We start from the raw sequence: 13,418 nt of genomic DNA, 5'->3' as shown, positions 1-13,418 counted from the left end.
CCTTTCCCTCAAGCGCGCTTCCGCGATATCGTAAGACGCCATTTTTCGTAGCCCGCCGCATCCATCCACCGGAGCCGCGACATGCGCGCCCAAGCAACGGCAAGAGCAAAAGCGCTTTTCGGTCTGATTGCACTGCTGGCCAGCCTGCTCGGCCCCGCCTACGCCCAGGGTACCGCGACGGAGCCGGCCCGTCCCGTCCCGGCTTCCACGCAGGCCCACGCGATCCTGGTGGCAGAGATCCCGCTGCGCGCGGATACCGATCACCGCTATGCCGAAAGCGTCATGGAGCGCATCTCGGGGGCCGACCCCACCGACTCGCTGGCGCCGCGCCTGGAATCGATTTCCCGGTCCGTGGACGAAAAGCTCCAGCAGTTCCTGCCGGCTCAATTGCGCACCCTGCCCATCATGCGGCTGGAAAGCCTGGAGCGGCACTGGATGTTCGATGCGAGGCGTTTCGCCGACTGGCAGGCGGACATGCGCCAGGCGACCGCCGCCTACGCCAGCGATGCCGCCGAGCTGGCGCGCCGCCGCGAAGCATGGCAAGTGCTCAAGGGCGCGCCCGGCGCCGCCGATCTGCCGCCTGCCCTGACCGCGCGGATGGATTCAGTCATCGCGCAACTGGCCCGGGCCGAACAAGCCTTGTCGGTGCCGCTGGGCCGCCAGATCGCGCTGGGCCAGCGCGCCAACTCCGTCGAAGAACGCATCCAGGCCGGACAGCGCTCGGTAGCCGACGCCATCAGCTACATCGACGCCCGCCTGCTCGAACTGGACGGACCGCCGCTGTGGGCCGCCACCTTCACGCCCACCGCCCGCAGCGACGCAAGGGCCTATCTGCGCAGCGGCCTGGACATGGAAATGCGCTTCGCCCGCCAATACGCGGCGGCCGATACCGGCAACCAACTTGCCCTGCACGTGCTGCAAGTGGTGCTGCTGCCCCTGCTGCTGTGGCTGGCCTGGCACAGCCGCCACGCCATCCGGGCCGGCGAAATGAGCGAGACAGCCGCGCGGGTGCTTGGGCGCCCGCTGTCAGCCTGGCTGCTGCTAGCCATGATGGGCGTGCAACTGCTGGAGTCGGACGCGCCACTGATCGTGCTGCAGATCGCCCTGCTGCTGGCGGTCGTCCCCGTGCTGCGCCTGCTGCCGCCAACCGCGCGCGAGCAACTCGACCTGTGGCCCTACGCCATCACCGGGCTGTATCTGGCGGAGCGGCTGGGCATCTTCTTCCTGGCCAGCGAAACGCTGTACCGGCTGCACAACCTCGTCATCACCCTGCTGGCCCTGGCCACGGCGCTGTGGCTGCATGCCCGGGCCAAGCGCCGCGGCAGTGCGGCCCAGGCGCCCGGCCGGCTGCACCAGGCCGTGCGCATCGGCGCCTGGGCCGCGGTGGCGCTGCTGGCCATTGCCGGCATCGCCAACCTCGTCGGCAACCTGTCGATGGCCGAGATGCTGACCAGCGCCGTCATCAGCAGCGGCTATTTCGGCCTGATGCTCTACGCCGGGGTCACCATCATCGTCACCCTGCTGCAACTGATGCTGGCGCGGCCCGGGGTGTCGCGCTTTCGCATCGCGCGCGAGCATGCTCCGCCTCTGGTGCAATTGCTGATCCGCCTGGTGATGGCCAGCGCGGTCGCGGGCTGGGCCATCTACACGATGGACCGCTTCCGCATCCTGCGCGCCACCTACGCCTTCACCACGAAGGTGCTTTCGTACACGCTGGCGCTCGGCGACATCACCATCAGCCTGGGCAACATCCTGGTGTTCGCGATCTCGGTGCTGATCGCGTTCTGGGCCGCGCGCGCGATCCGCCTGGTACTGCACGACGAAGTGCTGGCCCGCATGCCGCTGCCGCGCGGCGTGGGCAACAGCATCGCCTCGCTGACCTACTACTCGGTGCTGCTGCTGGGCCTGGCGGTGGCGCTGTCGGCCGCCGGCGTCAGGACCAGCCAATTGGCCCTGGTGCTCGGCGCCCTGGGCGTGGGCATCGGCTTCGGCCTGCAGAACGTGGTCAACAACTTCGTGTCGGGCCTCATCCTGATGTTCGAGCGCCCGATCCAGCCCGGCGACGTGGTGGAAATCGGCGAAACCTCCGGCCAGGTGCGCGAGATCGGGATGCGCGCCACCCGCATCCGGACCTTCGAGGGCGCCGACGTGGTGGTCCCGAACGGCACCCTGCTGTCGGAGAAGCTGACCAACTGGACCATGCTGGACCGCAACCGCCGCATCGAAATCAACCTTGGCCTGGCCTACGGCACGGACCCCGCGCAGGCCATCGAACTGCTGGGCTCGGTGGCACGCGGCACGCTGGGCGTCTCCACCCAGCCGGCGCCCATCGCGCTCTTCATGGGCTTTGGCGCAAGCTCCCTGGATTTCAGCGTCCGCGCCTGGACGCCGGACTTCGACCAATGGATGTCCATCCGCAGCGACATGCTGTCGCGGATGTACGAGGCGCTGACGCAGGCCGGCATCGAGATCCCCTATCCGCAGACCGATCTGCACCTGCGCAGCATTTCCCCGGAAGCCGGCGCCGTCCTAGCGCAAGCCCGCCGCGCGGCGCCGGATGGCGGGCCGCCGCCCACATGACGCGGATATTGTGTATAGTGGCGGACTTTCGCGTTGGCCTGGTAGCTCAGTCGGTAGAGCAGAGGATTGAAAATCCTTGTGTCGGTGGTTCGATTCCGCCCCAGGCCACCAATGAATTCAAGCACTTGGCCCCGCCTTTGGCGGGGCTTTTTGCTTTGGGGCGCGGCGGCGCGTGTCGGATAGCATAGTCATGCCGTGCCATCCCTGACTTCCCCCCTACGCGATGAAGCCTGACTCCACCTCCCCCTCTTCCTCCATCGGCATGGGCCGCGCGGCGCTCGTGCTGTATCGCGCGCTCTGGCACTACGCCGAAGGCGCCCGGCGGCAGCTGATGGGCGCCATCGCGCTGCTGTCCGGCGCGCAACTGGTCAAGCTGACCCTGCCCTGGCTGGCTTCGCACGCCATCAATGCCTTGCAGCAGAACGACATGCCCACCGCCGGCCTGTGGATCCTGTTCCTGGTCGGCAGCTACATGATGTCCTGGGTGTTCCACGGGCCGGGACGCGTCCTGGAAGGCAATGTGGGCGTGCATGTCCGCGAACGGCAGGCCGACGATCTCTATGCCCGCATCGCCGCCGCCCCGCTGACCTGGCGCGACGGCCGCCACTCCGGCGATCTGCAACACCGCGTGCTGCAATCCAGCCGCGCCTTGTCGACGTTCGCCCGCAGCATGTACGGCTACCTGCACAGCGCCTTGAATTTCATCGGCCCGCTGGTGGCGCTGACCTTGCTGTCCCACGTCAGCGGCATCATCGCCGTAAGCGGCTACCTGATCATCGCCCTGGTCACCTTGCGCTTCGACCTCGCGCTGATGCGGCTGGCCCGCGACGAAAACGACCAGGAACGCCGCTACGTCGCGGCACTGCTCGATTTCGTCAGCAATGCCGGCACCGTGATCGGCCTGCGGCTGCAAGCCGCCTCGCGCAAGATCCTGGGCCGCCGCCTGCAGGCGGTCATGAAGCCCTTGCGCCGCGCCCTGTGGGTCAACGAAGTGAAATGGTGCGTGGTGGACCTGGCGGGCATGTGCCTTACCTGGATCCTCGTCGTGGAGTATGTGCTGCGGCACCGCGAACCCGGGCAGGCGCTATTGCTGGGCACCATCTTCATGATCTATCAATACGCCCAGCAGGCCGCGTCCGTGGTCAGCGCCATCGCTTCCAACTTCCAGAGCTTTGCGCGCATGCACACCGACTACAGCAGCGCCGAACCCATCTGGCAGGCGCCTGGCAACCCCAATGCCGCCGTCCCCGCGGTCCAAGCCGACGCGCCATGGCAGACCCTGGAGTTGCGCGGCGCGACCTGGCGCTATTCGGATGAAGGCCGCGGCGGCCTGCATGGCGTCGACCTGGTGCTGCGGCGCGGTTCGCGCGTCGCGCTGATCGGCGCCAGCGGCGGCGGCAAGAGCACCCTGCTGCGCACTCTTGCCGGACTCTATCCGCCGCAGCAGGGCGAGCTGCTGCTCGACGGCAAGCCGGTGGACTGGGCCGAACTGCGCACGTTGGCCACGCTGATTCCGCAGGAAGCCGAAGTCTTCGAAGCCAGCGTGCAGGAAAATCTCACCTTCGGCGAACCTGCCGAAGCGGCCGCGCTGCAAGCCGCCGTGCACACCGGCGTGTTCGACGAAGTGCTGCAACGCATGCCCGACGGCCTGGCCAGTCCGATGAATGAACGGGGCAGCAACCTGTCCGGCGGGCAACGCCAACGCCTGGCCCTGTCGCGCGGGGCGCTGGCCGCGCACGGCAGTTCCCTGCTGCTGCTGGACGAGCCCACCAGCGCGCTCGACCCGCAAGCCGAAGGCCGGGTGTTCGACCGCATGTACGCCGCGTTCCCCACGGCTTGCATCGTGGCCTCGGTGCACCGGCCCAGCCTGCTCAACCGCTTCGACACCATCGTGGTGATGGACGCGGGGCGCGTGGTCGATGCGGGACCGCGCGACGAAGTGCTGGCCCGGCATCATCCTTGATGGGCGACAACGGCCGCCTGGGACCAATACACTCACCATCCATGACACAGCCGCCCACCCTCCATACCGCGCAGCGCCCTCCCCGCCGAAAGCGGACCAGCCTGCTCGTCTACGTCTGCCTGATCATCAGCCTGGTGTTTGTCTACCTGGGCACGGAAATGATCCGGGACGGCGCCGAGGCGGGCATTCCCGTCACGCTGTTCTTCGGCATCTGCGCCGCGACCGGTGTTCTGCAGATATGGCCGCAACTGCTGCAGCGCGACTCGCGCTCGGCCGCAACGATGCTGGTGCGGTATCCAGGCCCCCTGGAGCTCAAGGCAGCAAAAGGCAAGCTGCTGGTGTTCTCCCTGCTGTCGGCGGGCTTCGGCGGCGTGATCCTGTGGATGCTGCTGCACGAATCGCTGCCGCCGCTGAAGCAATTGATCCTGTGGCCAGGCGCCGCGTTCTTTCTGTTTGGCGCAGTCATGCTGCTGCTGCGCGCCGCCAAGGACGGCACCAGCCTGCGCCTGGGCCGCGATGGCTTCGAAACACAACAGGTATGGAACGGCAGGACGATACGCTGGCAAGACACCAGCGAGTTCAGCGTGATCAACGTCAGCCGCGCGGTGTCCAAGCTCATTGTTTTCGACGACGCGGCGGTCGAGCGGGCGGGCACGATGGGGCTCAACCGGCATTTCGTCGGCCGCAATTCCAGCCTGGGTGAGACTTACGGGCTGACCCACGAAGCGTTGGCCGAACTGCTCAATGCGTGGCGCAAGCGCGCGCTGGAGCAGGATGCGATTTTTACGCGGTGGCCTGATAACCAATGACCGGCGCATCGTGTCGGATGTACGCCCACCTGTGCCGCAACATTACAGAAAAGTAATCCCCACGTAACCTCCCCGCCCCCGTCAGCCCCCCACACTGGGGTCCATGCACTTCCAGACCACAGAAAGGAGCTGAACATGAAGACCCTGACCACCTTTTTCAGCGCATGCGCGTTGAGCCTGGGCTTGATCGGCGCGGCCCACGCGCAGGCCGCGGGCAGCGAGCATTCCACGCATCACGCCACTCCCGCCGCGGCGAGCGAGCCGGCCTCGAAGCCGCAAATGGCGCCGGGCGGCGGCATGATGAAGAACATGGAGGCGCACATGCAGGCCATGAATGGCATGCATCAGAAAATGGCTACGGCCCGGACGCCGGAAGAGCGCCAGGCCTTGATGGCCGACCACATGAAGTCCATGCCCGCCAATGGCGCCCGCATGCAGGGCTGCCAAGAGATGATGGGATCGATGATGAACCCGGCGGGTGATGCGCCGTCGGCGGCGGAACCCGCAACTTCCCCGGCGGCCAAGGGCTGACCGCCATGAGTCATCGCTGCGGCCCGCCCCGCAGCGATACCACTGCGGCAAGTCTGTTGCGCCGCAGGCGTCCGGCCTGGGCATAATAGGCGCACGAAGGATCACACCGGCACTCGAAAGGGATGGGTATGAATCACTCTCGTCACGGCGACGCTGCATCGAAGGACGGCACGCTCTATGTGTGCCCCATGCACCCGGACATCCGCCAGGACCACCCGGGACGCTGCCCCAAGTGCCAGATGCATCTGGTGCCAGAAGGACAGGTACAGGATCAGGCTGCGCATGCACACGACGGCCATGAAGCGCACCAGCATCACGGCCCCGACCACGGTAGCCGCCACGCAGGCCACGACGCCGCCGCCCAGCCTGCCGCGCCCCCCGAGATCCCCCCAGGCACCATCTACACCTGCCCCATGCACCCGGAGATCCGCCAGGATCACCCTGGGAACTGCCCCAAATGCGGCATGACGCTGGAACCGCTCATCCCGTTGGACGAGGAAGACAACAGCGAACTCAAGGATTTCCAGCGCCGCTTCTGGTGGACGCTGCCCCTGACCCTCATCGTGGCCGTGATGGCCATGTTCGGCCATCGCCTGGGCTGGTTCGACATGGCGACCCAGAGCTGGCTGGAGTTGGCGCTGTCCCTGCCGGTGGTGTTCTGGACGGGCTGGCCGTTCTTCGTGCGCGGCTGGCAATCCCTGGTGCATCGCAGTCCGAACATGTGGACGCTGATCAGCCTGGGCACGGCGGCCGCGTTCATCTACAGCGTGGTCGCCACGCTGGCGCCTGGCGTGTTCCCGGATTCCTTTGTCTCGATGGGCCGCGTGGCGGTGTATTTCGAGGCCGCCGTGGTCATCATCTCGCTGACCATGCTGGGGCAGATCCTGGAACTGAAGGCGCGTTCGCAAACGTCCGCCGCGATCAAGGCCCTGCTCGGCCTGGCGCCCAAGACGGCGCGGCGCATCAACGCCGACGGCAGCGAGGAAGACGTGCCGCTGAATCACGTGCACGTGGGCGACCTGCTGCGCGTGCGCCCCGGCGAGAAAATTCCGGTGGACGGCGTCGTCACCGAGGGCCGCAGCGCCGTGGACGAGTCCATGCTTACCGGCGAGCCCGTACCCGTCAGCAAGCGCGAAGGCGACAAGCTGATCGGCGCCACGCTCAACACCAGCGGCACCCTGGTGATGCGGTCAGAAAAGGTCGGCGCGGCCACCATGCTGGCGCAAATCGTGCAGATGGTCGCCAACGCCCAGCGTTCCAAGGCGCCCATGCAGCGCATGGCGGACGTGGTGGCGGGCAAATTCGTCATTGGCGTGGTGCTGGTGGCGATCTCCACGCTGCTGGTATGGGGCTTTTTCGGGCCGGAGCCCAGCTGGGTGTATGGCCTGATCAACGCAGTCGCGGTGCTCATCATTGCCTGCCCCTGCGCGCTGGGGCTGGCCACGCCCATGTCGGTCATGGTGGCCACGGGCCGCGGCGCCGCACAGGGCGTGCTGTTCCGCGACGCCGGCGCCATCGAAAAGATGCGCGAGGTGGACACGCTGATCGTGGACAAGACCGGCACCCTGACCGAAGGCAAACCGGCCTTCGACACCGCGGTCGCCGCGCCCGGGTACACGCCCGACGAGGTGCTGCGCCTGGCCGCCAGCCTGGACCAGGGCAGCGAACATCCGCTGGCCGACGCCATCGTCAGCGCGGCGCGCGCGCAGGGCCTGACGCTGGCCAAGGCCGAGGACTTCGATTCCGGCAGCGGCATCGGCGTGCGCGGCATGGTGGAAGGCAAGCGCCTGGCGCTGGGCAACACCGCCCTGATGGAACAGCAAGGCGTGCAGGTCGACGCGCTGCGCGCTGACGGCGAACGCCTGCGCGGCGAAGGCGCCAGCATCATGCACCTGGCCGTGGACGGCCAGTTCGCCGGGATCCTGGCCGTGACCGACCCGATCAAGCCCAGCACGCATGAGGCCATCCAGAACCTGCACGGCAGCGGTCTGCGCATCGTGATGGCGACAGGCGACGGCCTGACCACCGCCCGCGCCGTCGGCGCCGCGCTGCGCATCGACGAGGTGCACGGCGAGGTCAAGCCGGCCGACAAGCTGGCGCTGGTGGAAAAGCTGCAACAGGACGGCCATGTGGTGGCGATGGCGGGCGATGGCATCAACGACGCGCCGGCACTGGCGCGCGCCGACGTGGGCGTGGCCATGGGCACGGGCACCGATGTGGCGATGAACAGCGGCCAGGTGACGCTGGTCAAGGGCGACCTGCGCGGCATCGCCGCCTCGCGCCAGATCTCCATCGACACCGTGCGCAACATGCGGCAGAACCTGATGTTCGCCTTCGTCTACAACGGCATCGGCGTGCCGATAGCGGCGGGTGTGCTGTATCCGTTCACGGGCTGGCTGCTGTCACCGATGATTGCGGCGCTGGCGATGAGCCTGAGTTCGGCTTCGGTGATATTCAATGCGTTGAGGTTGCGGGGCGAAAAATAAACGCCCCATACTGCATGGACGTCCATTACTTGGGGTAGTACGAACGGCCACGTCAATGCGCTCGCACTGGCCAAACTCGATTCATCGCAGAAATGAGAAACCCGCCCTGGGAGCACTGTGCCTGCGCTCGTGCACAGGCCTGAAGTGTGGCGGGTGTTGTTAAGCGCAGTATACCTAGAGGCTCGGCAATGGAAACGCCCATTCTTGCACTATAAGACTGACACACGGGCCCTTGCTTCGCCGGTTGCATACGCTTCTCTCGTCGTTGCGGATTTCAGCAATTCTGGCTCTACATCGACGATGCACACAACAGCGTATGGGACGTTTTCGGCCTATAAGGTGCCTGCGCTCAGACGCGTTGTTCCTATATGCAGGTACATATCAACATTTACCTAGTTTCCGGAACACTCGCCCAACCGCTGCAGCGTCCTCGCCACCACCCTGTCGCAATCATCCCCATCGAACTCAAACAAGCTCTTCTCCACCACCCCCACATCCCGCGCCAGCGCCTCGCGCAGCAAGGCGTTGGCGCGGAAATGGCGGCTGCGGACGGTGGCTTCGGGGATGCCCAGGCAATGCGCCGTTTCCTCGACGGAAAGCTCCTCGACCGAGCGCAGCACGAACACGGTCCGGAACGAGACCGGCAAGGCGTCCAGCCGCGCTTCGAGCAGGCCCCTGAGCTCGGCTCGAGCAGCGGCGTGGTAAGGCGGGTTGAAGTCGTTGATGGTCATCGCATCAATCTCTTTCTCTATGTCGTCGGCGATGGGCAACAGCGCCTCGCGCCGGCTGTGCTTGCGCAGCCGGCCGTAGCATTCGTTGAGCAAGAGCCGCGTCAGCCAGGTGAACAGCGTCGATTCGCCGCGGAACGCGGCCATGTTCCGGTATGCCGCCAGGTAGGCTTCCTGCAAGGCATCCTCGGCGTCGGCGTCGTTGCGCAGGGTGGCTCGCGCCAGGCGGTAGAGCCGCCGGTTGTGCCGCCGCATCATCAATTCGAACGCGGTCTGCTCGCCCGCAACGATACGATGCGCGAGCGCCAGGTCTTCATCTTCGGCCAGCGGTGCCGCCAGCGCCGCAAGTGCAGTCATGGGTCTGACCTCCGCCATGCGTCATTGCGCAATCAACGTGCCCTGCATCGTCGGATGGAACAGGCAGACATAGGCGCTGCTGCCCGCCTCCCGCACAGTGTAGGTCCATGAGGCGCCGGCTGCGATAACCCCTGAGTCGAACGCCTTGGATACTGCGGAGGCGGTATGCGGGACCAGGTCCTTGTTGATCCAAGTAACCTTTTCGCCCGGCTTCAGCGTCAGCGTCGCAGGCGTGAACTGCATCCCTTCGATGGTCACCACATGTTCGGCCTGCTGAGTGGCGGGCGGGATCTGTTGGGCGGTGGCCAACCCGCCCGCCAGCAACAGGCCCGCAGCCAGCGCGGCCAGACTTGCGCGTCCGGACCCGCGCGCGCCGGGGATCGTTCTTTCAGCCACCGTTGAGCCTCTTTTGCAGGGATTTGGCATGCTCCAGGTGCGCGATGAACGCCGGCCGCACCTTGACCAGCAAGGCCTTCAACTCCGCGTTGGTCGCGCCCGGAATCAGGGTCGTATCCAACGCCTGGATCACGGCCTCGTGATAGGCCACCTCGTGATCCACATAAGCCTTGTCGAACGCGGCGCCGCTCATGCCCTTGAGCGCGGCGAGGTTCTTGTCGCCGCCTTGCTGCAGGTTGTCGCTGGTCGGATTGGGTTCGGGCGTGACCTTCAGCTTTTGCACCAGTTCGCCGGCCGACTGGTTGACGGCGCCATGGTCGGTCACCATCAACGCGGCGAACTCGCGCACATCCTTGTTGCCGGTCTTGTCCTGCGCCAGTTTGCCGGCGTCGATGTCGACCTGGTTGGCAACCACGACTATGGCCGCGATCTGCGGATCCGTCGGCCCGTTGCCATGGGCAAACACGCCGCAGCTCACCAGGGCCAGCGCATAGAACCATCTTGCTTGAATCGCTTTCATCTCATCCCCCAAACCATGAATGCAGGCGCGGCCGGAATGGCCAGGAACCTTGCCTGCTTATGGGGTTGGATGTCGCGAAAACGCGCCGCGTTCCGGCGCGGACTGCACGGGGGGGAATCAGCCCACCGGCACCGCCATGCCGTACTTGGCGCGGTTCAGCACCACCAGCGTGGAAAAGCGCTTGACGTTGGGATTGCCCCAGAAATTGCGCTGGGCGAAGGCCTCGTATTCGGCCATGTCGCGCATGGTGATGGTCAGGACGAAGTCCACCTCGCCCGTCACCGACAGGCACTGCATGATTTCCGGCGCGGACTGCATGGCGCGCTTGAACTGGTCGAGCTTGTCGGCGCGTTCGCTTTCCAGCGTCACCAGCACGACCATCATGATGCCGCGGCCCACGGCGACCGGATCGACCACGGAAACGTCCCCCAGCACCACCTTGGATTCGCGCAGCCGCTTCATGCGGCGCAGGCAGGACACCGGCGACAGGTTCACGCGCTGCGCGACTTCCTGGCTGGTGCGCTGGTTGTCTTCCTGCAGGCTTTGCAGGATCTGAAGGTCAAAATCGTCTAGTTCCATAAGGGTCTCGGAACGGCTGGAAACGGGCTGGAAAGGGCTCGCCAACAGATTCTAAGCCCGGCCGCGCCGGAATCCGGCCCCATTTTGACGGGAAACTTCATTTCCGCGTCCCGCGATGCAGGAATTATTCAGCAGGCTTGCTTACACTGGGAGCCCTCTGCCCGCGCCGCGGGTACGTCCGTCCCCCCCGTATCATGCCGTCACTCCAGCTTTTCCTGCTGTTCCTCGCTGCCGACGCGGCGCTCAAACTCACGCCCGGCCCCGATATGGCGCTGACCCTTTCCCGGGGCATGACGCAGGGGTTCCGGCCCGCCTTCCATAGCGTCCTGGGCAACGTCGCCGCCGGATTCATCCAGGTGCCGGCGGTGGTGCTGGGCCTGGCCTCGGTGCTGCAGGCGTTCCCGTCGCTGTTCATGGGGATCAAGGCGGCCGGCGGCATGTACCTGGGCTACCTGGGCGTCAAGGCCATCGTCCGCTGCGCGCGCTCGGCCGACGTATCGCTGGCCGCGCGCCCCGGGGATGCGCGCGACGCCTTCTGGCAGGGCTTCACGACCAATCTGCTGAACCCCAAGGTGCTGTTGTTCATGATCGCCTTCCTGCCGCAGTTCACCACGCCGGACAATGGGCCGGTGTGGATCCAGATGCTGGTGCTGGGCGTGACGATGAAAGTCTTGAGCCTGCCCTACGGCAGTTTCTTCGCCTACGGCGCTTCCCGCATCCGCGGCTGGGTGGGGCGCAATCCCTGGTTCCTGCGCATGCAGCAAGGCCTGCTGGGCGCCGTCATGCTCGGCCTGGCGCTGTATGTGCTTTACTCCACCGCCGCAAATCTGACGCCCTGAGCCGCCCGCCGTCCTGTACGTATCCAGCCTTTCCGCCATTGCCATGACCGCCGCAACCCTGAACACCGGACGCAACGCGTCGTCCTCCACCCTGCTCCCCATCCTGTCGTTGATCGGCGCGATGGCCTCGCTATGCGTTGGCACGTCGTTCGCCAAGTCGCTCTTCCCGATGGTGGGCGCGCAGGGCACCACCGCCTACCGCATCGCCATCGGCGCGCTGATCCTGGTGGCGATCTGGCGCCCGTGGCGCTTTCCGCTGACGCGCCAGGCCGCGGCCAAGATCGCGCTGTACGGCGTGACGCTGGCCTGCATGAACCTGCTGTTCTACATGGCCTTGCGCACGCTGCCGCTGGGCGTGGCCATCGCCATCGAATTCATCGGCCCGCTGACCCTGGCGGTGGCGCTGTCGCGGCGCGCCATCGACTTCGTCTGGATCGGCTGCGCCATCGCCGGGCTGGTGCTGCTGATTCCCACTGGGCAATCGGTGCATGACCTGGATCCCGTCGGCATCGCCTTTGCGCTGGGCGCGGCGGTGTGCTGGGCGCTCTACATCATCTTCGGCAAGATGGCCGGCAACGTGCATGGCGGACAGGCCACCTCGCTGGGACTGACCGCGGCAACGCTGGTGGCGCTGCCCATAGGCGCTGCGCACGCCGGCACGGCCCTGCTGGACCCGACCCTGATCCTGGCCGGCATCGCGGTGGGCGTGCTGTCCAGCGCCTTGCCCTATTCGCTGGAAATGGTGGCGCTGCGCCGCCTGCCGCAGAAGACCTTCGGCGTGCTGCTCAGCATGGAACCCGCCATGGGCGCGCTGGCTGGCGTGATCGTGTTGAACGAGCAACTGTCGCAGACGCAATGGCTGGCCATCTGCGGGATCATCGTCGCTTCCGCAGGCTGCGCGGCGACCGCCCGGCGGCAAAATACCGCCCCCACGCCCGCGCCGGACTGAGCGCGGACGCGCGCCGCCGCCGTGGCCAAGGGCCGCTTCAGCCGAATCCGATCTCGCGCTGGGGCGGCGCCAGCGGGTCGAAGTCTTCCCAGTGGTTGTTGCGCCAGCGGCCGTTGGCGTGTTCCACGTCCACGCCGCCGGCATCGCGCAGGACGCGGCATGCCAGCATTTCGCGCTGCGGCCGCGTGCGTACCGCGACCATCACGCCGGCCTGCCGGATCTCGGCATGGGAATCGGGATTGAAATGGCCATGCTGGGTGCTGCCGTGGCCCGTCACCCAAAGGGCGCCAAAGAGCGATCCCAGATAGGCGCCGACGCCGGCCGCGGCCAGGATCAGCGGCGTGGAATCGCTGATCTCGGACATCACGAACCCGCCAAACACCGCAAAACCTGCGCCCACCCCGCCCGCGCCCAGAAATGCGCCGATGTCGGCGCGTCCCGAGTCCGGGTCGGAGTGGCGGTCGCCGCCCAAGGGGTAGCGGCCATGCTCGCCGGCCGGATTGACGTAAAACGTATTGATGTCCCAGTCGGGAAAACCGCTGGCGGACAGGCGCTCGGCCGCGGCGTTCGCCGCTTCGAAACCCTCGAACCGGGCTGCTACGATCAGAGACATGATGTGCTCCTTGCCCGGGCTGCCGGGCAGGATGTACGTGTCTTTATCGTACGCCCGCGCCGCCTGCG

Annotated in this window: 12 protein-coding genes and 1 tRNA gene; 8 read left to right on the top strand and 5 right to left on the bottom strand. The window is 66.5% G+C overall.

Annotated features, from left to right (window positions below; all coding sequences use genetic code 11):
* Positions 1–81 precede the first annotated feature (81 nt).
* The 6 genes from N5C88_RS15945 (at position 82) to N5C88_RS15920 (ending at position 8,369) form a co-directional block, all read left to right on the top strand.
* Positions 82–2,580 (top strand): mechanosensitive ion channel domain-containing protein, encoded by a 2,499-nt coding sequence (locus N5C88_RS15945; protein ID WP_280015749.1) that lies wholly within the window; start codon positions 82–84, stop codon positions 2,578–2,580.
* A 35-nt stretch (positions 2,581–2,615) separates the two neighbouring features.
* Positions 2,616–2,691, top strand: a tRNA-Phe gene (locus N5C88_RS15940).
* A 112-nt stretch (positions 2,692–2,803) separates the two neighbouring features.
* Positions 2,804–4,543, top strand: coding sequence for an ABC transporter ATP-binding protein (locus tag N5C88_RS15935; protein WP_251878066.1), 1,740 nt, complete (start codon positions 2,804–2,806; stop codon positions 4,541–4,543).
* A 41-nt stretch (positions 4,544–4,584) separates the two neighbouring features.
* Positions 4,585–5,352 (top strand): hypothetical protein, encoded by a 768-nt coding sequence (locus N5C88_RS15930; protein ID WP_280015748.1) that lies wholly within the window; start codon positions 4,585–4,587, stop codon positions 5,350–5,352.
* 135 nt (positions 5,353–5,487) lie between these two features.
* Positions 5,488–5,883 (top strand): hypothetical protein, encoded by a 396-nt coding sequence (locus N5C88_RS15925; protein WP_118931673.1) that lies wholly within the window; start codon positions 5,488–5,490, stop codon positions 5,881–5,883.
* Between the two features lie 128 nt (positions 5,884–6,011).
* On the top strand, positions 6,012–8,369 hold the full coding sequence (locus tag N5C88_RS15920) for a copper-translocating P-type ATPase (protein WP_280015747.1): 2,358 nt from the start codon (positions 6,012–6,014) through the stop codon (positions 8,367–8,369).
* Between the two features lie 392 nt (positions 8,370–8,761).
* On the opposite strand, the gene N5C88_RS15915 is transcribed toward N5C88_RS15920, so the two are convergent.
* The 4 genes from N5C88_RS15915 to N5C88_RS15900 form a co-directional block, all read right to left on the bottom strand.
* A complete protein-coding gene (locus N5C88_RS15915; RefSeq protein WP_280015746.1) occupies positions 8,762–9,454 on the bottom strand; it encodes an RNA polymerase sigma factor in 693 nt (230 codons plus the stop codon).
* Between the two features lie 21 nt (positions 9,455–9,475).
* Entirely contained in the window at positions 9,476–9,850 is a 375-nt protein-coding gene (locus N5C88_RS15910; RefSeq protein ID WP_240633189.1) for a cupredoxin family copper-binding protein, read from the bottom strand.
* Positions 9,843–10,370: a DUF4142 domain-containing protein gene (locus tag N5C88_RS15905; protein ID WP_280015744.1), complete on the bottom strand. Its 528-nt coding sequence runs from the start codon at positions 10,368–10,370 to the stop codon at positions 9,843–9,845. Before N5C88_RS15905 ends, N5C88_RS15910 begins: the two co-directional genes overlap by 8 nt.
* 117 nt (positions 10,371–10,487) lie before the next feature.
* Positions 10,488–10,949: an Lrp/AsnC family transcriptional regulator gene (locus N5C88_RS15900; RefSeq protein WP_280015743.1), complete on the bottom strand. Its 462-nt coding sequence runs from the start codon at positions 10,947–10,949 to the stop codon at positions 10,488–10,490.
* 194 nt (positions 10,950–11,143) lie between these two features.
* Here N5C88_RS15900 and N5C88_RS15895 point away from each other — a divergent pair, with 194 nt between their 5' ends.
* The gene (locus tag N5C88_RS15895; protein ID WP_118931668.1) at positions 11,144–11,788 is read left to right on the top strand and encodes a LysE family translocator; all 645 of its coding nucleotides are present in this window, start codon (positions 11,144–11,146) and stop codon (positions 11,786–11,788) included.
* A 43-nt stretch (positions 11,789–11,831) separates the two neighbouring features.
* Entirely contained in the window at positions 11,832–12,737 is a 906-nt protein-coding gene (locus N5C88_RS15890) for a DMT family transporter (protein ID WP_088143173.1), read from the top strand.
* Positions 12,738–12,774: 37 nt separating this feature from the next.
* On the opposite strand, the gene N5C88_RS15885 is transcribed toward N5C88_RS15890, so the two are convergent.
* Positions 12,775–13,350, bottom strand: a complete 576-nt coding sequence (locus N5C88_RS15885; protein ID WP_280015742.1) for a hypothetical protein — start codon at positions 13,348–13,350, stop codon at positions 12,775–12,777.
* Positions 13,351–13,418 lie beyond the last annotated feature (68 nt).

It is taken from the genome of Achromobacter sp. GD03932, assembly GCF_029839485.1.
Classification (GTDB): domain Bacteria; phylum Pseudomonadota; class Gammaproteobacteria; order Burkholderiales; family Burkholderiaceae_B; genus Achromobacter; species Achromobacter bronchisepticus_A.
Note: the sequence above shows the minus strand (reverse complement) of the source record. Positions and strands in the feature narration are given on the sequence as shown.

Excerpts from the sequence above, each read along its gene's own strand:
- N5C88_RS15920 (WP_280015747.1), top strand. The coding sequence starts at position 6,012 with ATGAATCACTCTCGTCACGGCGACGCTGCATCGAAGGACGGCACGCTC.
- N5C88_RS15895 (WP_118931668.1), top strand. The coding sequence starts at position 11,144 with ATGCCGTCACTCCAGCTTTTCCTGCTGTTCCTCGCTGCCGACGCGGCG.
- N5C88_RS15945 (WP_280015749.1), top strand. The coding sequence starts at position 82 with ATGCGCGCCCAAGCAACGGCAAGAGCAAAAGCGCTTTTCGGTCTGATT.
- N5C88_RS15905 (WP_280015744.1), bottom strand. The coding sequence starts at position 10,370 with ATGAAAGCGATTCAAGCAAGATGGTTCTATGCGCTGGCCCTGGTGAGC.
- N5C88_RS15900 (WP_280015743.1), bottom strand. The coding sequence starts at position 10,949 with ATGGAACTAGACGATTTTGACCTTCAGATCCTGCAAAGCCTGCAGGAA.
- N5C88_RS15915 (WP_280015746.1), bottom strand. The coding sequence starts at position 9,454 with ATGACTGCACTTGCGGCGCTGGCGGCACCGCTGGCCGAAGATGAAGAC.
- N5C88_RS15935 (WP_251878066.1), top strand. The coding sequence starts at position 2,804 with ATGAAGCCTGACTCCACCTCCCCCTCTTCCTCCATCGGCATGGGCCGC.
- N5C88_RS15925 (WP_118931673.1), top strand. The coding sequence starts at position 5,488 with ATGAAGACCCTGACCACCTTTTTCAGCGCATGCGCGTTGAGCCTGGGC.
- N5C88_RS15890 (WP_088143173.1), top strand. The coding sequence starts at position 11,832 with ATGACCGCCGCAACCCTGAACACCGGACGCAACGCGTCGTCCTCCACC.
- N5C88_RS15930 (WP_280015748.1), top strand. The coding sequence starts at position 4,585 with ATGACACAGCCGCCCACCCTCCATACCGCGCAGCGCCCTCCCCGCCGA.
- N5C88_RS15885 (WP_280015742.1), bottom strand. The coding sequence starts at position 13,350 with ATGTCTCTGATCGTAGCAGCCCGGTTCGAGGGTTTCGAAGCGGCGAAC.